This window comes from Aestuariibaculum scopimerae (assembly GCF_059428085.1).
In genome coordinates this window covers 3,731,492-3,751,224 of sequence record NZ_CM182089.1, presented here as the reverse complement: position 1 = coordinate 3,751,224, position 19,733 = coordinate 3,731,492, and the positions used below count along the sequence as shown (strand labels likewise).

The 19,733-nt window shown below is 35.7% G+C and carries 14 protein-coding genes; 6 read left to right on the top strand and 8 right to left on the bottom strand.

The window, feature by feature from the left end; translation table 11 throughout:
• The first annotated feature begins 32 nt into the window (after positions 1-32).
• Positions 33-1,922, top strand: a complete 1,890-nt coding sequence (locus AC5SR4_RS16260; RefSeq protein ID WP_495357334.1) for a DUF8034 domain-containing protein — start codon at positions 33-35, stop codon at positions 1,920-1,922.
• Here AC5SR4_RS16260 and AC5SR4_RS16255 read toward each other — a convergent pair.
• The 6 genes from AC5SR4_RS16255 to tsaD form a co-directional block, all read right to left on the bottom strand.
• Entirely contained in the window at positions 1,906-3,093 is a 1,188-nt protein-coding gene (locus AC5SR4_RS16255; RefSeq protein ID WP_495357333.1) for a THUMP-like domain-containing protein, read from the bottom strand. The two genes, AC5SR4_RS16260 and AC5SR4_RS16255, sit on opposite strands and share 17 nt — an antisense overlap.
• Positions 3,094-3,098: 5 nt before the next feature.
• A complete protein-coding gene (locus AC5SR4_RS16250) occupies positions 3,099-4,187 on the bottom strand; it encodes an AI-2E family transporter (RefSeq protein WP_495357332.1) in 1,089 nt (362 codons plus the stop codon).
• A gap of 22 nt (positions 4,188-4,209) precedes the next feature.
• Positions 4,210-4,710, bottom strand: a complete 501-nt coding sequence (locus tag AC5SR4_RS16245; protein WP_495357331.1) for a TrmH family RNA methyltransferase — start codon at positions 4,708-4,710, stop codon at positions 4,210-4,212.
• Positions 4,711-4,729: 19 nt separating this feature from the next.
• Positions 4,730-5,380: a DUF4159 domain-containing protein gene (locus AC5SR4_RS16240; protein WP_495357330.1), complete on the bottom strand. Its 651-nt coding sequence runs from the start codon at positions 5,378-5,380 to the stop codon at positions 4,730-4,732.
• 140 nt (positions 5,381-5,520) lie between these two features.
• Entirely contained in the window at positions 5,521-6,231 is a 711-nt protein-coding gene (locus AC5SR4_RS16235) for a 16S rRNA (uracil(1498)-N(3))-methyltransferase (protein ID WP_495357329.1), read from the bottom strand.
• 19 nt (positions 6,232-6,250) lie between these two features.
• The gene (tsaD, locus tag AC5SR4_RS16230) at positions 6,251-7,273 is read right to left on the bottom strand and encodes a tRNA (adenosine(37)-N6)-threonylcarbamoyltransferase complex transferase subunit TsaD (protein WP_495357328.1); all 1,023 of its coding nucleotides are present in this window, start codon (positions 7,271-7,273) and stop codon (positions 6,251-6,253) included.
• Between the two features lie 280 nt (positions 7,274-7,553).
• Here tsaD and AC5SR4_RS16225 point away from each other — a divergent pair, with 280 nt between their 5' ends.
• From AC5SR4_RS16225 to AC5SR4_RS16205, 5 genes are all read left to right on the top strand, one after another.
• Complete coding sequence (locus AC5SR4_RS16225; RefSeq protein WP_495357327.1) at positions 7,554-11,888, top strand: translocation/assembly module TamB domain-containing protein; 4,335 nt, start codon at positions 7,554-7,556, stop codon at positions 11,886-11,888.
• Between the two features lie 173 nt (positions 11,889-12,061).
• A complete protein-coding gene (gene pfkA / locus AC5SR4_RS16220) occupies positions 12,062-13,048 on the top strand; it encodes a 6-phosphofructokinase (protein ID WP_495357326.1) in 987 nt (328 codons plus the stop codon).
• Positions 13,049-13,065: 17 nt separating this feature from the next.
• On the top strand, positions 13,066-14,067 hold the full coding sequence (gap, locus tag AC5SR4_RS16215) for a type I glyceraldehyde-3-phosphate dehydrogenase (RefSeq protein WP_495357325.1): 1,002 nt from the start codon (positions 13,066-13,068) through the stop codon (positions 14,065-14,067).
• 83 nt (positions 14,068-14,150) lie between these two features.
• Positions 14,151-15,011 (top strand): BadF/BadG/BcrA/BcrD ATPase family protein, encoded by an 861-nt coding sequence (locus tag AC5SR4_RS16210; RefSeq protein ID WP_495357324.1) that lies wholly within the window; start codon positions 14,151-14,153, stop codon positions 15,009-15,011.
• 24 nt (positions 15,012-15,035) lie between these two features.
• On the top strand, positions 15,036-16,268 hold the full coding sequence (locus tag AC5SR4_RS16205; protein WP_495357323.1) for an ATP-binding cassette domain-containing protein: 1,233 nt from the start codon (positions 15,036-15,038) through the stop codon (positions 16,266-16,268).
• Here the strand turns inward: AC5SR4_RS16205 and AC5SR4_RS16200 are convergent.
• On the bottom strand, positions 16,265-17,170 hold the full coding sequence (locus tag AC5SR4_RS16200; protein WP_495357322.1) for a transglutaminase family protein: 906 nt from the start codon (positions 17,168-17,170) through the stop codon (positions 16,265-16,267). The genes AC5SR4_RS16205 and AC5SR4_RS16200 overlap by 4 nt on opposite strands.
• A 2-nt stretch (positions 17,171-17,172) precedes the next feature.
• The gene (locus AC5SR4_RS16195) at positions 17,173-19,725 is read right to left on the bottom strand and encodes a circularly permuted type 2 ATP-grasp protein (protein WP_495357321.1); all 2,553 of its coding nucleotides are present in this window, start codon (positions 19,723-19,725) and stop codon (positions 17,173-17,175) included.
• Between the last annotated feature and the right edge of the window lie 8 nt (positions 19,726-19,733).

Genomic DNA, 19,733 nt, shown 5'->3' with positions numbered 1-19,733 from the left:
AACTTTGTAATCAACTAACTAAACACCACAGTATGAGGCATTCTTCTTGCAAAGCAGCTTTTCTTGCGCTTTTTTTTGTGTTACCTACAATTTATTATGGGCAGGCGAAAACATCGGTTACCAATGGGGTAACAATTTCAGTAGAAACTCCTATGACACCACCTACGTGGGCGTTTTTGGAACGTGAACTTTTAGAACAAAATACGGTAGCATGCCGTGCTTTTTTTGATAAATATTTTGATGAGCGGGGGTACTTATTGGCCGTAGAACGTTGGGGCGGTAATGACGGTCCTGATGATGCTATTGAAAATGTAGCCGATTGGCCCATTTTACATGCTCTGGGGGCACCAAATGACATTCTATACTTATACAAGAAAGCTTGGGAAGGTCACTTACGCCAGTACACCGAAGCTAAAACAGTTGATGTGCCTTTTGCTCGTGAAGGGATGTACTATAAGGAGTTTCCGGTAATGATGGACTGGATGCACAATGGAGAAGGCTTGCGTGTGTTTAACCTACAGGGGCTTTCAGACCCAAATGATCTGGATTTTGAAAAGCGTGCCAGACGGTTTGCAGGCTTTTATATGAATGAAGATCCCGAAGCTGATAACTACGACCCCGAGCATAAGATTATTAAAAGTATGTTTAATGGTAGCAAGGGACCATTAATGCGTAAAGCGACTAGCTTGGATTGGGCAGGCGATCCCATTCAAATAGAACACCGATTTAATGCTGGGCATGGCGAACGTACCTACGAGGAAATGCTGGCACATTTTAAAGACTATACAGATATTATAGGAGACCATCCGCAAAATATGAGTGCAACCACCTTGGCAGCGAATGCTTATATGTTAACCGGTGAAGCCAAGTATAAAGATTGGCTTGTGGAATATGTAGATGCTTGGTTAGGACGCATGAAAGCCAACAACGGTATTATACCTACCAATATAGGGTTGGATGGTACCATTGGTGGTGCTGCAGATGGCAAATGGTATGGTAGCACTTACGGTTGGGGGTTTTCGCCTATTGTACCACAAACAGGGCAAGTACAACATCGTACACGTGTGTATAGAGGTTTAATAGGGTTTAGTAACGCCCTGTTATTAACGGGTGATTATAAATACATTGATGCTTGGGGGAGTATGATTGATAAAGTGAACTCCAACAGTAAAAAGATAGATGGTAAAATGCAATACCCCCACATGTATGGAGATGATGGTTGGTATGCCTTTAGCCCTAATCCAGTAAATTGGGGCGTGTTGGATTGTTACTTCTTTACCTGCGCACCAAAGGACCGTGCCAGATTGGGTAGCCATAACTGGATTGACTTTTTGGATGGCAAGAACCCAGGATATGCAGAAGAAGCCTTGCGTAGAGACCTAGCAAGAATACGTTACAAACATGCTGCTATGTTGGAAGATACAACAACTCCAGATACCCGCTTGGCAGACGACCCTATGAAATACAATCCGGCAACGGTTGATGCCTTACGGCAATTGATGATGGCGGGACTAGATCCTGGTAGAGGCGGCGCCCCCCTGTACGCCCGTTTGCGGTATTTTGATCCTGTAAACCATAGAGCTGGGATTCCTGACGATGTGGCCGCTTTGATTGATGAAATGACTGCCGACCATGTAGCAGTTACTTTAGTAAATGTTAACCAATTGGAATCTCGTGAATTGATCGTGCAAATGGGAAGTTATGCCGAGCACCAATGTACCTATATTGAAATAGATGGTAAAAAAACATTGGTAGATGCTCCATATTTTACAGTGCGTTTAGCGCCAGGCACAGGAACTAAAATAGCGGTTTATACCAAGCGCTATGCCAATAAGCCTACTTTAAGTTTTCCTTGGGACCGTATGCAGGTGGTTACCATTGAAAACAAAGAAACAAATATAAGCATTAGGAGGCGCCGATAGGCTTGGCCACTATTACAATTTTAGTATTGTTGGGGTTTGTTGTAAAAAATAAGTAGCAATTGCCCCCGTCTTTTATATTGAGTTTCTTGCGAATTTGTTGAACAGATTCGGGAAAATGCCTGGTAGTGATATTGGCTTTATCAATCCTCAGTTTTTTTAGGGTCTTTTTGTTGTAGTCTAAAACCTGGTGTATTTTAAAGCGCCTACCGGGAAAATCAATGATTGTATTACTGGTATATAAATGCGCATGTTTATGGAGTTTAAACACCTGTAATTGTTTGGCAACGGAATGAAAGCCACCAGCTTTTAAAATGGCACTATTGGGTTCGTACAGATAGGTTAGTGGGCTATGGTATTTGGCTTCGGCCTGTTTTTCTGCTTCAAGTAAAAAACTAAAAACCGTTTTTTTATCTTTTTTAAAATGGATTGTTTCTATTGATATGCTACCCGAAACCCCAGCTTCTAAAATCCAAAGCAATTCCTTAACTTCATTGTTTACAGCTACCACATGAATGGCTTTAACAGCTTTTAATTCTTTAATGCCAACCGATAAATCGAGTAGTGGTGATGTTTTAATAAGGATATTCTTTGTATGTTGAAACAACAGCTCTAAATGTTGTGGAACATTGGGCAAACAATCTTTTAAAAAAAACACCTTGCCCTTACTGTCATGCCTTCTGGATGGATCTATATAAATCCAATCAAACATCTCGTTTAAAGTTTTTAGATAGGCCATGCCATCTGCTGCAATTGTTTTAATAGGTTGTACGCCTAATTGCTTGTAGTTATGGCTAACTATTTTAGATAGCGATTCATTTATTTCACAATGGGTAACTGCTTTAAAGGTCTTTGCGAAATACAAACAATCAACACCAAACCCTCCAGTTAAATCTATAAGGGTTTTCCCCGTTATAATACTGGATTTATATTGGGCCGTGGTTTCAGAGGAGGTTTGTTCTATATTTAATTTGTTGGGATAGTATATGTTTTTGCCTTGAAACCATGTGGGTAATTTATGTTCACAGCGTTTTTTGGCTTCAATTTGTTCTATTACCACCTTACTTTCTACAGTAGGGAATGGGATGCCTTTTAATAGTAAGGAAGTTACATTAGTATGTAAATGGGTATTTATATACTCTTGAATTTCAGTATTTAAAATGGCTATGTTCAAGAAAATTATAAGTCTTTAGTCAGTTTCTTTACAATTTTGTTTTCAGACAAGAATTCCTTTAAAATCACTTTTATTGCTGTATAGGCTGGTATGGCTAGTATTAAGCCAATAATGCCAAAAAGAATACCCGTAATAAGTATTACCAAAAAGATTTCTAGCGGGTGCGACTTCACGCTTTTGGAGAAAATAATGGGTTGACTGAAAAAATTATCAACCAATTGTCCAATTAAAAACACGATGAACACCCAAAATGTTTTTTGCAAAATAACGTCATTAAAGCTTTCCCCAAGATTGCTTGTCATGGTTAGCGTAACCATTAAAAAGACCGCTATTAGAGGACCGATATAAGGGATTAAATTAATCAAGGCACATAAAAAGGCAATAACAATGGCATTTTCTACCCCTATAATAAGTAGTCCTAACGTATAAATAACAAAGAGAACGAATATTTGAAGTATTAACCCAACAAAATATCTGGACAACAAGTCCTTAATTTTTGTGGAGGAGGTTTTCCATTGTGATTCCTTATCATCAGGAACAAAGGTTATAAGTCCGTTTTCAAACAAACGACTATCTTTTAAAAAGAAAAAGGATATGAATATAACCGAGAAGAGCCCAATACTAAAACTTCCAAAGCCACCCAAAATAGCATTTAAAAAGTTGGGAATTAATGAATAATCTATTTTAGAGAGCAGGTTAGACTCTTTAAAGGATTGTTCCAAATCTATTTGATGGATATTGAAATAGCTAATGATTTCGGTATACAGATCCTCAATGTTGCCCTGCAGTTCTTCAATGTTTAAGAGTGATAGGTTATGCCCCTGCTCAATAACCAACGGAATGAATAAGCTTACTAACCCTAAAAACAGAGCTAAAAGAAAGGCTATGGTAATAATGGCAGCCAAGGTATTGCTAAACTTTAACCGGCGTTCTAAAAACAACACAATGGGCCTACCTATAAGTGAAATAACGGCAGCAATGGCTATATAGCCTATAACCGATTGTATTTTATAAAGAAAGAACAACACTAAGGCAATGCCCAAAATAATGGCAACTGCCCTTAAAATACCGTTGGCAATTATTTTTGAATTCATTTAGTAAAGATATAAAAACCGTTTACAAAAGTTGCTTGGTAATTTCGTATAAAGCAATATTTGTTGCTTGCACTACATTCATACTGCTATTTTGTCCGAACATATCTATATGCACAATAGCATTCGATAGTTTTAAAATGTTATCTGACACCCCAAAATTTTCATCACCAACAACAAGAGCCACTGGTTTTTTGGTTGAAAGGTTAAAGGTGTGGAGCGGGGTACTACTATTGGTGATTTCTAATGAAATGATCTGGTAACCTTTGGCTTTTAAATCTTTGATAATTGTTATTGCCGACTCACAAATTTTATAATCTATTACTTTTTCGGTTGCTCGTGATGTTTTCATGGCCTTCCTACCCAGGGTAATATTTGCTCCACATAATATAAGGGTTTCAACACCAAAGGCATCTGCAGTTCTAAATAAGCTACCAATGTTGGGGGCATTGCTAACATTATCGCAAACCAAAACAATAGGGAATATTCTGCTTAAAAAATGAGTATTGTAGTGGGTTAACTGCAATGGTACTTAATGAGGAGTTTTAATGTTCAAAAACGTATTTAACAATATTGGCCCCCATTTTTAAGGCTTTTAGTCTAACATCTGCAGGGTCGTTATGCACTTCAGGATCTTCCCAACCATCACCTAAATCACTTTCAAGGGTAAATAAAAGAACCAATCGGTCTTCATAAAAGATACCAAATGCTTGCGAGCGCTTTCCGTCGTGCTCATGGATTTTGGGCAAGCCGTTAGCAAACATAAAGGCATTGTTAAAAATGGTATGGCTTGCGGGAAGTTCTATAAGACCTTTATCTGGAAATACTTTTTTTAGTTCTTTGGTTATATAGGGTTGCATACCGTAATTGTCGTCTATATGCAAAAAGCCCCCAGATATAAGGTAGTTACGTAAGTTTTTTGCATCATCATCACTAAAAAACACATTGCCGTGCCCTGTCATATGCAAAAAGGGATATTGAAATATATCAACACTGCCTACTTCCACTTCTTGCGGTTTGGTGTTTATTTTAGTGTTGATGTTTTGATTACAAAAGGCAATAAGGTTTTTTAAAGCTGTAGGGTTAGCATACCAATCGCCACCGCCCTTGTACTTTAGTACTGCCAGTTCTTGGGCAAGGGAGTTAAAAGTTAAAAGTGAAAAGCTTAAAGTTATGGTTATAATGACTTTTCTCATTTTTTAGATATTAGACCGTTTTACTATTACCTGCCTACCGGTAGGCAGGGATAAAAGATGAAAGACTTGGTTTATATTAACTATGAGCATTTGGTAAAACTCTCTTTTCTCTTCTCTCTATTCTCTTTTCTCATCTCACATTATAATTGTTCGTTTATAAATGCCACAGAATGACAAGCAACTATAGCAGCTGTTTCAGTTCGCAGTCTGGTTGATCCCAAAGTTACAGGAATAAAATTAGTATTTAAAGCGGTTTCTATTTCTTTAACACTAAAATCGCCTTCGGGTCCAATTAAAATGGTAATGGTATCTTGAGGTTTTAATTGTTGTTTTAAGGATTTTCTATTGGTGTTTTCGCAATGGGCAATGTATAAACTGCCTGTATGGTCTTGCTCAATAAAATCCTTAAACACCATAGCATCATTAAGCTTTGGTAAGTAGCAGCTTAGGGACTGTTTTATGGCCGATTGTAAGATTTTTTCAAATCGTTCTGGCTTAATGATTTTCCGTTCACTATGGTCACAAAAAATAGGGGTTATGGCATCTATACCTATTTCAGTGGCCTTTTCTAAAAACCACTCATACCGGTCATTCATTTTTGTGGGAGCTACTGCCAAATGTAAATAGTAATTGCGCTTTGGCTGTAATGCTTTTGAAACGATTTGTACCACGCAGTTCTTGATATTGGAACCCGTTATTTGGGCTGTAAACAACCAACCCTTACCATTGGTAATGTACAGGGTGTCTCCAACATCTTTTCGCAATACTTTTACAATATGCCTGCTTTCTTCTTTGTTGAAAGAAAATTGTGTGGTACTTTCGGTAATATCTGGATTGTAAAAAAGTTGCATGGTATATAAGCGTGTGTTTTTAAATTTTTAATCGCGCTGAAGCTGCAATGTTTTGCTTTGCAAAATCGCCTTCTAAATATTTTAAATAACCAGTAATGGCTATCATGGCAGCATTATCGGTAGTAAATTCAAACTTAGGGACGTACGTGGTCCATCCAAATTTTTGTTTACCATCCTTAAGAGCCTGTCTAATACCCGAATTGGCAGAAACACCACCCCCTATAGCAATATGCTTAATACCTGTTTGTTTAGAGGCCAGTTTTAATTTGTCTATTAAAATACCAATAATGGTGTGTTGTATGGAAGCACAAATGTCATTTATGTTTTCTTCAATAAAATTAGGATTGGCTTTAACCTCTTTTTGGATAAAATAAAGCACAGCCGTTTTTAAACCAGAAAAACTAAAGTTTAGTCCCGATACTTTTGGCTTGGTAAACTTAAATGCTTTAGGGTTTCCCAGTTTGGCACGTTTGTCAATTTCTGGTCCTGCAGGATAGCCCAAGCCCAGTATTTTTCCGCTTTTATCAAACGCTTCGCCAACCGCATCATCTATGGTTTCACCAATAACGGTCATATTAAAATAACCTTTTACAAGGACTATTTGTGTATGTCCGCCAGAAATGGTCATGGCCAAAAATGGAAAGGGTGGTTTGCTGTAACCTGCTTCATTAATAAAATGGGCCAGAATATGTCCTTGCATGTGGTTAACATCTATAAGGGGGATATTTAGGCCATAAGCCAACGACTTTGCAAAGGAAGTACCTACCAACAACGACCCCATAAGTCCAGGGCCTCTTGTAAATGCTATAGCATGCAATTGGTTTTTGGTAATGTTTGCTTTTTTTAGAGCTTGATCTACTACTGGCACTATATTTTGTTGGTGCGCCCTAGAAGCCAGTTCTGGTACCACACCACCATAGGCCTCGTGTATTTTTTGGTTGGCAATAACATTGCTTAAAATATATCCGTTGTGTATTACTGAGGCCGCAGTATCATCACAAGAAGACTCAATACCAAGAATGTAAATATTTTGTGAGGTCATTAATAAAAATTAGGCATAATAATTGTTAATTTTGAAACATCATTAAATGTCTAACAACTTATTGGTTTCATACGCGCAAAATTACTTAAATAAATTTTTAATGGTAATGAAATGAATAAAATAAGTAGAGACTTGAAAAACAGAGCTTTTTCTTAATAAAACTATAACTTTACCAAGTATCAAGAAAATCCTTAAAATACTATCTAAAATTGTAGCTATCCTGCTACTGCTTTTCATCATCTTGGTGTTGGTCCTTTCTATTCCCTATGTTCAAACAAGTTTGGGCAAATATGCAACCAAGCGCCTTAATGATGAGTTTAAAACCAACATAGACATAGAAAAAGTTAGCTTACAGTTTAATGGCGATGTAGAGCTTAAGAATATTTATATAGAAGATTACAAGCAGGATACCTTAATAAGCATAGTGGAATTAAATACCTCCATTATTAACATAAGGAACCTAATTAATAATAAATTAGCTTTTGGGGATATTGATATTATTGATTTGGTATTTAATATTAAAACCTACAAAGATGCCAATGAAACTAATTTAGATATTTTTGTTCAAAAGTTTGAAGATGACAATCCCAGAAAGGAAAAGAGTGATTTTTTATTGTCGTCCAGTGATGTTTCTATTTATAATGGGGTGTTTAAACTTTTGGATGAAAACAGGGAAACTACAAAACTATTGGAGTTTACTGAATTAAATATCAATGCTACCAATTTTTTAATTAATGGTAGCGATGTAAGTGCCAGAATTAATACTTTGGCCTTTAAGGATAGCAGGGGCTTGGATATGAAAAACCTAATAACAGATTTTTCATATACACTTACCGACATGACCTTTGCCAATTTAGATATAAAAACGCCCAGTTCTGTTTTAAAGGGGGATTTAAAATTCTCGTACAATCGTGAAGACTTACAGTACTTTACCGACAAGGTTTTGGTAACCGCAAGTTTTGAAGATTCTAGTGTGCTACTTGATGAGCTCAATACATTTTATAACGAATTTGGTGCGGGGCAAACAGCGAGCTTAAGTGTAGATATGTCTGGTACTATGAATAATCTACAGGCCACCAATTTAAAACTATATACCAATGGTGCAACTAGGGTTTATGGTGATATTTTGTTTAAAAACCTATTTAATAAGGAAGAAGGAAATTTTTATATGGATGGTAATTTTGCAGACCTGTCATCTACCTATAAAGATTTAAAAGCCCTGTTGCCCAATGTATTGGGAGCTTCCATACCAACTTCATTTGATAGGTTAGGCAGGTTCTCTATAGTTGGAAACACCCAAATTACAGCATCTACTGTTAATGCCGACATAGAAATTGATACAGAATTGGGTTTTGTAGACTCCAATTTACAGATAACAAAAATCAACGATATTGATAATGCTTCCTATAAGGGAAGTGTTGCCTTTGAGAATTTTGATTTTGGAATCTTTTTAAACGACCCTATGGTAGGTTTGGCCTCTTTGAACTTTGATGTAAAAGGCAGCGGGTTTCTTGCTGCAAATCTAGATACCCAAGTAAAGGGCGATATTTTTGAAATAGAGTATAACAAGTATAACTATAAGGGTATTAAAGTAGCTGGGAATGTAAGGAACAACATTTTTGATGGTAACTTAATATCCACTGATAAAAATTTAAGACTAAACTTTTTAGGGTTGGTTGATTTTTCCGAAAACGTTAATAAATATGATTTTGAAGCCAATGTAGACTATGCTAACCTAAACGTGCTTAATTTTATTAAAAAGGACAGTATTTCAATTTTTAAAAGTAAAGTACGAATGAATATGAACAGCAGCAACTACGATGATGCTGTTGGAAAAATAGCGTTTACCAATACTTCTTATAAAAACCAAAACGATATTTATTATTTTGACCAATTGGATATTTCATCTAGATTTGAATCTGGTGTGCGTCATATAGAAATAAAATCGCCCGATATTATTGAAGGTGAGCTAAAAGGCCGTTTTGTGTTTCGCGATTTAAAAAAGCTGTTTGAAAATTCATTGGGGCACATTTATACCAACTATATTCCCCATGAAGTAAAAACAAACCAGTCCATTGATTTTAATTTTAAAATTTACAACAAGATTATTGAGGTGATTTTTCCCGAAGTAGAATTGGGTAAAAACACATTTATTAGAGGGCGTGTAGAAAGTGATGAAAGGCAATTTAGATTAACATTTAAATCGCCCAGAATTAAACTCATGGATTATTTTGTAAACAATATAGAACTGCAAGTAGATAATAGTAACCCCGTTTTTAATACCTATGTAGAAGCCGATAGTTTGAAGACGAAATATTACAATATTTCTAAGTTTAATTTAATTAACGTTACTGTAAACGATACCTTGTTTATGCGTTCTGAATTTAAGGGGGGCAAACGTAACAAGGATGCCTATAACCTAAGTTTTTACCATACCATTAATGAAGATAACGAATCGGTAATAGGCTTTAAAAAATCTGATTTTACCATTAAGGACAATACGTGGTACATTAATGAGGCACAAGACCAATTTAATAAAGTATCTTTTAATAAAGCATTATCAAAGTTTAATATAGAAAGGTTTGTTGTTAACAACCACCATCAGGAAATTAAGCTCTCTGGGGTTATACAAGATTCTACACAAAAAGACATTAGGTTGAACTTTAAGGACGTTGATTTGGATAAAATTACACCAGATATTGACAGTTTGTCTTTAGCAGGGACTGTAAATGGTAAATTGGATATTCTACAGCAAAACGGTAGTTATTTACCCAATTCAACAATTGTTATAGACGATTTTAAAGTTAATGATTTTAATTTAGGCTCCTTTGATGCTACCATAACAGGCAATGATAATCTGACTAACTATAATGTGGATTTAACTATTAAGAATGAGGTTAAAAAAACATTTAGGGCCCTGGGCGATATCAATATAGCCAGAAATCAATCTTACATTGATGTTGACTTGAATTTTGATGAGTTTAACCTTATACCATTAAACCCGTTATTAGAAAACGTTCTAACCAATATTAGGGGCTTAGCCACTGGTAGCGTTAATGTGTCTGGCAATCTTAAGAAACCAGATATCGATGGAAAACTAACTTTAGATAAAGCAGGCTTAGGCATTCCTTATTTAAATGTAGATTATGATTTTGAAGATAAATCGTCCGTAACATTAAAAGAACAAAGCTTTATTTTTAATAGAATTGAGCTAATAGATACCAAGTTTAATTCTAAAGGCCAGTTAAGGGGGTCTCTAAGTCATGTTAATTTTTCCAATTGGAGTTTGGATTTAAATTTAAGTACTCCTAAATTATTGGTTTTAGATACCAAGGCCAGTGATGAAGCGCTGTATTATGGAACTGCCTTTATTGGTGGTAGAGCAAGTATAGAAGGTCCTACAGAACAATTGGTAATTAGTGTTGTAGGTGAAACAAAACCAGGCACGGTATTTAAAATTCCTTTGAATGATACCGAATCGTTTGGAGATAACACGTATATTCATTTCATTACCAAAGAAGAAAAATTAGCAAAACAACAGGGTCGCGACTTTGTTTTTAATGAAATAAAAGGTTTGGAATTGGATTTTGATTTAGATGTTACAGAAGATGCTGAATTGGAAATCATTATAGATAAAAACTCAGGGCACTCTTTAAAAGGTAAAGGTAGTGGCGGACTCTTAGTTGAAATAAATACTAATGGTAAGTTTAATATGTGGGGGGATTTCTCAGTGTTTGAAGGGGTCTATAATTTTGCATATGGTGGTCTAATTCAAAAAGAGTTTATAGTACAACCAGGTGGCACCATTTCCTGGGAAGGTGACCCGTTAAAAGCGCAAATTAACATGTTGGCTGTTTATAAAACACAGGCCAACCCATCGCCATTACTCGACAACCCTATTAATCGAAGTATTCCTGTAGAGCTCAATATTAATTTAACAGGCGACTTAGAACGCCCAGACCCCATATACGATTTTAAATTCCCTAACGTAAGTTCAACAATACGCTCTGAATTGCAATACCGTTTAGAATCTGAAGACGATAGGCAAAATCAAGCCTTGTACTTAATATCTACAGGAGCTTTTTCTAGAGGTTTAAACGAGCTTAATTTTTCTGGAACCATTGCAGAACGCCTAAATGGCATTATTAATGGTATATTTACCTCGGGAGATAGCAAGTTAAATATTGGTTTAAACTATGAAGCTGGTGAAAACAGACCCGATTACCAGTCCGAAGATCGTTTTGGGGTAACCTTGCAAACACAAATAAGTGATCGTGTATTAATAAATGGTAAAGTGGGGGTGCCCATTGGTGGTGCCGGTGCTACACAAACGGTTATTGCGGGTGATGTTGAAATAGACTTCTTGTTAAACGAAGAGGGAACTCTAACAGCAAAAGTCTTCAATAGGGAAAATAGCATTCGCAATTTTGGGGAAGCAATAGGTTATACTCAAGGTGTAGGTATTTCATATAGCGTAGATTTTGATACCTTTAAAGAGTTACTACAAAACTTCTTTAAGAAACCAGAACAACAAGACGTTATTATTATAGAAGAAGAAAAAACTGAAGGGGATAATGCGCTACCCGATTACATTAATTATAAGTCTTCTAACTAGAATTTCAAGCTACGAATCTTTCATTTTTAACAAAAAAAAACGGAATTATTTTTTAATAATCTTATTTTTTAATAACTAAAACGTTATAGTGTCAAATGTCTGATTTTAATAGGATAAAAGCTATAATATATAGTTTTAGTTTAGTAATTTTACTCCTAATAATTGAAAATTTTATGCCAAAAAAAATAAAAAAGGTGGCTGTTTTGACTTCTGGTGGAGACTCCCCTGGAATGAATGCAGCCATACGTTCTGTGGTAAGAACATGTGCATACCATAATATTGTATGTATAGGTGTATATAGAGGTTATGAAGGTCTGATAGAAGGCGACTTTACACCTATGGATGCTAGGAGTGTAAAAGGCATTATAAATAAAGGGGGCACGTTTTTAAAATCGGCACGTTCCAAAGAATTTAGAACCAAAGAAGGTAGGCAACAGGCATATAACCAGCTAATAGCAGCCGAAATAGATGGTTTGGTTGCCATTGGTGGTGATGGAACATTTACAGGAGCCATGATTTTCAATCATGAGTTTGATTTTCCTGTTATGGGAATTCCGGGAACCATAGATAATGATATAGTTGGTACAACTCACACGCTGGGTTTTGATACAGCCCTAAATACTGTAGTTGATGCCATTGATAAAATTAGGGATACCGCTAGTTCCCACAACAGGTTATTTTTTGTAGAAGTTATGGGGCGTGATGTTGGACATATTGCTTTAAATGCAGGAATTGCAGGTGGCGCCGAAGAGATATTAATACCAGAGGAAGATTTAGGACTGGACAGATTGGTAGACTCTCTTAACAAGAGTAAAAAATCTGGAAAAACATCAAGTATCGTTATAGTGGCCGAAGGTGATAAAATTGGTAAAAACATATTTCAGTTAAAAGATTATGTAGATGAAAATATGGAGGGCTATGATGTTAGGGTTTCCGTATTGGGTCATATGCAACGGGGTGGTGCACCGTCGTGTTTCGATAGAGTACTGGCCAGTAGAATGGGAGTAAAGGCTGTAGAGTCTTTAATAGAAGGCAAAACGAACTATATGGTAGGCTTAATAAACAGTAAGATGGAATTAACCCCATTAGAAAAAGCCATAAAAGGAAAATCAAAAATAAATTTAGAACTATTGCGTGTGTCAGATATTATGAGCACTTAACATTTATAACAAAAATTATGTCAAAATTAAAATTAGGAATTAACGGGTTTGGTAGAATAGGAAGGATTGCTTTTAGAGTAGCAGTTGGTAGACCTGATATTGAAATAGTAGGTATTAACGACCTTTTAGATGTAGATCATTTAGCGTATTTATTAAAATATGATTCAGTTCACGGCCGTTTTAGTGGTACTGTTGAAGTGAAAAACGGAAACCTTGTGGTTAATGGAAATGAAATTAGAATTACCGCAGAGCGTAACCCGGAAGATTTAAAATGGGATGCCGTAGGAGCTGAGGTTGTACTAGATTGTACAGGTATCTTTACAACACTAGAAGGCGCTCAAAAACATATAACCGCTGGCGCTAAAAAAGTGGCTATTTCAGCACCATCAGCCGATGCACCAATGTTTGTAATGGGTGTAAACCATACAAAAATAACTGCTGCAGATACCATCGTATCAAATGCTTCTTGTACTACAAACTGTTTAGCACCGTTAGCTAAGGTTATTAATGATAACTTCGGAATTGTAGAAGGATTAATGACCACGGTACATGCTACTACAGCTACACAATTAACAGTAGATGGGCCTTCTAAAAAAGACTGGAGAGGTGGTAGAAGTGCTTTGGCCAATATTATTCCATCATCAACAGGTGCAGCAAAAGCTGTAGGCAAAGTAATTCCAGAATTAAATGGAAAGTTAACCGGTATGGCATTTAGAGTTCCTACACCTGATGTTTCTGTAGTAGATTTAACAGTAAGAACTGAAAAGTCAGCATCATGGGATGAAGTAAAAGCTGCATTAAAAAACGCTTCAGAAAATGAATTAAAAGGTATTTTGGGCTACACTGAAGAATCTGTAGTATCACAAGATTTTGTTTCAGAATCCATGACCAGTATTTTTGATGCTGGAGCTAGTATTGCTTTAAATGATAATTTCCTTAAATTAGTATCTTGGTATGACAATGAGTTTGGTTACTCAACTAAATTAATTGATCTTGCCCAACATATTAGTAAAATTTAATTAAAAACACATATTTATTAATAACTCCACAGATTTATTGTACAACGTATAACATAGTCTGTGGAGTTTTTATATATAAGCTTATGATATTAATTGTTGATAGCGGTTCTACAAAGTCTGATTGGATAGCAGTAGATGAAAACGGGAATAAATTATTGGAAAAGATACGTACAAAAGGTCTTAACCCAGAAATTATATCAGGCAAGAAAATAAAGAAAATTGTTAAAGGCAATGCAGAATTAAAAGCTAATAAAAAAACGGTTTCCCATGTCTTTTTCTATGGTGCTGGCTGTGGTACAGAAAAGCCCAGGGAAGTTGTAAAAATGGTTTTGGAGGAAATCTTTATTAATGCCGAGGTACATGTGCATGAGGACACTATGGCCGCCATTTTTGCAACTATTAATCATGACACTGAGGCTGCAGTAGTATGTATTTTAGGAACAGGATCTAATTGTAGTTATTTTGATGGTCATAAATTGCACCAACGTGTAGATTCACTAGGGTATGCCATTATGGATGATGGCTCGGGCAATTACTATGGGCGCCTATTAATAAGAGATTATTATTTTAACCACATGCCAGAAGACATTAAAGTAGCCTTTGGCAGTAAATATAATATGGATTCCGATTATATTAAATATAATATCTATAAGCAACCCAGCCCCAATGCCTATTTGGCGCATTTTGCAGAATTCATGTTTTTAAATAAAGAGTCAGATTATATTAAGGATCTTATTAAAAAAGGGATTAGAGAGTTTGCTAAAAACATGATTTTTCAATATAATGACGTACTAAAAACAGTGCCCGTTCATTTTGCAGGATCCATTGCTTTTTTTGCTCAAGACGAAATAAAGGAAGTGGCACAGGAAATGGGTTTTACTATTGGGAATATTGAACGCAGACCCATTGAAGGGTTAGTATCTTTCCATATTAACAAATTATAATATTACACCAAAAGAGAACTATCATTGGATACACATATAGCACTTTACATTTCTAACAAAGACAATAAAAAAGTGCTTATTGAGTGTATTATAAATGGCAATTTGATTGAGGCTGTTTCAAACTTAAAAGGCGCTCTTTTTTCTGAAATCACATTAAATGCCTTCATTGAAGAGGAAATTAAGCACGGACATTATGATGTTGCTACCCAAACCAAAAACAGTTTGCAAAAATCGTCACAGGGAGAACGCAAAAAAGCCCTGCTTAACCATATCATATTACAAAAACCAGAGTATATAATTGTTGATGATGTTTTTGGAAATTTAGATGTTAAGGCACAAGCCCATATAGCTAAAACATTAGAAACATTAAGTTATAGTATACCCATTGTGCAAATTGCCAATAGAAGAAATGACATTTTACATTTTATAAATACTACTTATGTATTGAAGGATAAGACGTTGGTAAGGTTAAAAGACACAATTAGCCCCAATACGAATAACGCCCAAAGCTTTATGGTAGCCTTACCAATATATCAAGGGCCTTCTGCAAAGCAATTAAATCCTATTGCAAAATTTACTAATGTTTCAGTAACATATGGTGGGCGATGTATTTTAAATGCGATTGACTGGGAAATCAATTCTGGCGAATTTTGGCAATTAATCGGCCCCAATGGCTCTGGAAAGAGCACCATTTTAAGTATGATATTTGGTGACAACCCTAAAGCTTATGGACAGGATATTACTCTGTTTGGAATTAAAAAGGGGAGTGGCGAAAGTGTTTGGGACATAAAAAAGAAAATTGGTTACTTTTCTTCTGAAATGCTAAGAGGGTTTAAGCGCCTGGATTCAATAGGAAATATGATTGTATCTGGTTTTTTTGATACCATAGGTTTGTACAAAACCCCTACCAATCAGCAAATAAAAATAGCCCATCAATGGTTGCATATTTTGGACATGTTTGATATTAGAAAAACAAGTTTTTTATCATTATCAAGAGGGCATCAAAGCTTAGTACTGATAGCGCGGGCTATGGTTAAAAACCCACCCCTCCTTATTTTGGATGAACCTACCAACGGACTGGATGATTTTGATGCCAGATTGTTTTCAGAATTAATAAATAAAATAGCTAGAGAGAGTGGCACTACCATTCTTTATGTTTCACATAGAAAAGAAGAAGGATTGTTAAATCCCGATTTTGTTTATGAATTAATCCCAAATTCCACAGGGTCTAAAGGCAGGAAGTTACAAGCTACTTAATTTGCTACTTCTTCAGCGGGTCTAATATCAACAGCTACTTTCATTTTGTTTTTTCCAGTACTATAAATAACACCTTTAAGGGGTGGTACATCGTAATAATCTCTTCCCCAGGATACTATAATATGTTGATCTTTTGGCATTTGGTTATTGGTAGGATCAAAATCCACCCATCCAAAGGTTGGAATATAAACTGAAAACCAAGCATGGGAAGCATCTGTTCCTATCATTTTTTCCTTGCCTGGGGGTGGTAAAGTTTCTATATAGCCACTTATGTAACGGGCAGGCAATCCAACAGAACGAACACACGCAATGGCTATTTGTGCAAAATCTTGGCAAACACCTTTTTTTTCTCGCATGACATCATGGATGGGTGTTGCTATGTTGGTAAACTCAGGATCAAAATCAAAGTCCGTATAAATACGTTGCATCAGCTCATAGGCAGCTTCAAATATAGATCGCTCTGGTCTAAAAGAAACTTCAGCATACGCCTTTATGTCATCCGTAATCCTTGCGATTAATATAGATTCTAAAATATATTGTCGGATGTTAATAATATCCAAATCATTTTTTGTTTTCAATATTTCTAACCCCTGTTGTAGGGTCATGTTTTTCCCCTTAGTAGATTCAAGAATATTGGGCTGTAAGCTATAATCACGCAATACTTTACTTATGGCTGTAACCTTAAGCTCTTTGTGATGTTGCTGAATGGAAAAACGTGTAACCGAATTACCAAAAAAATCTAAACGCTCAGATATTTCTGTTGGCTCTGGGGTAATTTCTAACTTATACTCCAATAAGGTTTGTCCAAGTAAGGTTTTGGGTTTTAAGGTAGCAATATTATGGCAAAAGGTAACACCGCTATCATAATTGTAACTAGTAGTATGTAACACTTGAAAGACCATAACTATAATGGGAAATTTTGGTTAACTAATTGGGTTTGTTGGTATGAGTGGTTAAAATAAGTGTTAGATAAGGACAACGACGTTTCATGAAGCAAATCGCTTAAATTGGAAAGCACATCATCCAAATGCTGTCTTAATGTTTGGTCGTTGTTCAAAGTCACCAAATCATCAATTTTTAAACTATGAATCTCAAGATTTGCCTTATTAATAAATTGTTCACATTCTGTAACAGCTATCGATTTGGAGTGTGGTAATCTATCAATATCCTTTTGAATACGTTTCAATCTATATGTTAACGATTTTGGGTATTCATTATCTAATAAAATAAGGTTGATCACATTTTCAAGACTTAGGTATGATCGGTAACTATATCTATAAATATTCAGGCTTTCATCGGTAGATAGCAGCGACTCTAAAACTTCATATTGCAAGCGCTCTTCATAATTAAAAACTAAAAGCGATCGGTATTTGGCAACTTGCATCATGGCTTGTTCTAACTGTAAACCAATAAAGTACAAAAGTAAGCCTTGTTGCACCAAAATACTTTCTTCAATAAGTCCCATAAATGCAATAAGACGAGTAATAATACGATCTAATAATTTGGTAAGTGTAGAAATGGTGTAAACATCATCTTCTTTAAATTTAGACCATAGTTTTTGAATGCTATCAAACACCCGCCACATGTCTTTAGACCATAAGTTTCTAAGCGAATAGTATGAATTGTTAAAGCTAGTCATGGTTTGTGCAAAACTACCCATACGGTTTTTATCCATCATTAACGACACAATTTCTTTTACAGGATCTTGTAATCGAGCTTCACTACCTTTACCAACAAATCCAGGAAAGGTAGAAGTAATATTGGTAAGCGATTGCAGTAAAAATGTCAAACTTTTAGATTCTGTTTTTCTATTGCTGTATTGCTCGTTGTTCAATTTGTTAAGCACCATCCGTATAAAGCGGGCTGTTACTAGGGCTCTGCCTAAATACCTACCAGACCAGAATAGGTTTTCTGCGGTGTTGCTAGGTAAATCATTAATATCAGAAATGGAAATTCTACAGGTATTATCCCAGGCGTAGTTTTGTATACTGGTTTGCGGTTCGTCTGTTATAATCCAAAAATCCTTACTTACACCACCACGTTGGTTAGACACAAACAATGTTTCACGCTCTGGAGCAACTCTTACCAAGCCACCAGGCATAACACTATAGTCACCTTTTTTAGCGATGGCAAAAGTCCTGCACATTACTTTTCTAGGTTCTAATTTCTCGTTAACAAAGTCTGGTGCTGTTGAAAATGATATTTTTTCTTGGGCCACAAAACGATAGGGGTTCTTTTTAATATTGGCTTTTAAATGTTCTAATGCTGTAGCATTTAAAAATTCACAAAAAAAGATACTTTCGCGATTAGAGCGGTCTATACGCTTAACTACTAAGTTTTTAAGATTGTTAAGTACATAATTGCGCTCTTTTTCCTGTCCGCACCACCAAGAGGCTATTTGTGGCAAGATTAAATCTTCCTTTAAAAAATAATTACAAATGGCATTCATAAACGGAATTAAACCAGAGTTTTCCAGAATACCACTACCAATAGGGTTTATAATTGATACGTTTTGGTTTCTAATAACATCCAATAATCCTGTAACCCCTAGGTAGGAGTCTTCCCTAAGTTCTAAGGGGTCCATAAACACATCGTCCACCCGTCTTAAAATCACATCAACTTGTTTAAGCTCTTTTAATGACTTTAACCATACTTTACCATTTCTAACCACCAAGTCGTTACCATTTACTAATGGATAACCTAGAAATGACGACATATAGGCATGCTCAAAATAAGTTTCATTAAGCGGTCCGGGTGTTAAAATAACAATGTTAGGGTTCTCTTTGTTTTGCGGTGCTGCTTCAATAAGCATTTGGTTGAAATCATAAAAGAAACTAGACGGTTGCTTTACATTAATACCCTTAAAAACATCAGGAAGTATGCGGTTCATGGAGTACCTGTTTTCTAAAGCATACCCCATGCCCGATGGTGCTTGTGTACGATCGTTTACTACCCACATACGACCATCTGGTCCTCTAGCTAAATCGGTCGAATAGATTAATAAATGTTTAGAGGTCTTGTATTGTATTTGGTCGCATTGTCTTAAAAAACCCCGGTGAGCAAAAATAATTTCTGGAGGTATAATACCATCTTTTATAAGTTTACGATTGCCATAAATATCTTTAAGAATTAAGTTTAATAATTCAGCACGTTGCTTAATGCCTTTTTCTACGTTGCACCACTCTTCTTTATTTATTAAAAAAGGAATGATATTCAATTCCCATGCACGGTGCATGCCCTTAGGGTCGTTGTACACATTATAGGTTACACCATTTTCATCCATTAGCCAATTAATCTCGTTTTGTTTTGATTGCAAAACTTCGGGACCCATACTAGTTAAATTGCTAAGCAGTTTTTCCCAATTGGGGTTAATGGACATATTAGGCTTTAAAACCTCATCATAATTTTTCCTGCTGGAAAAATAATTTTGAAATAATATGTTAGAATCTATGGTCATACAATAGA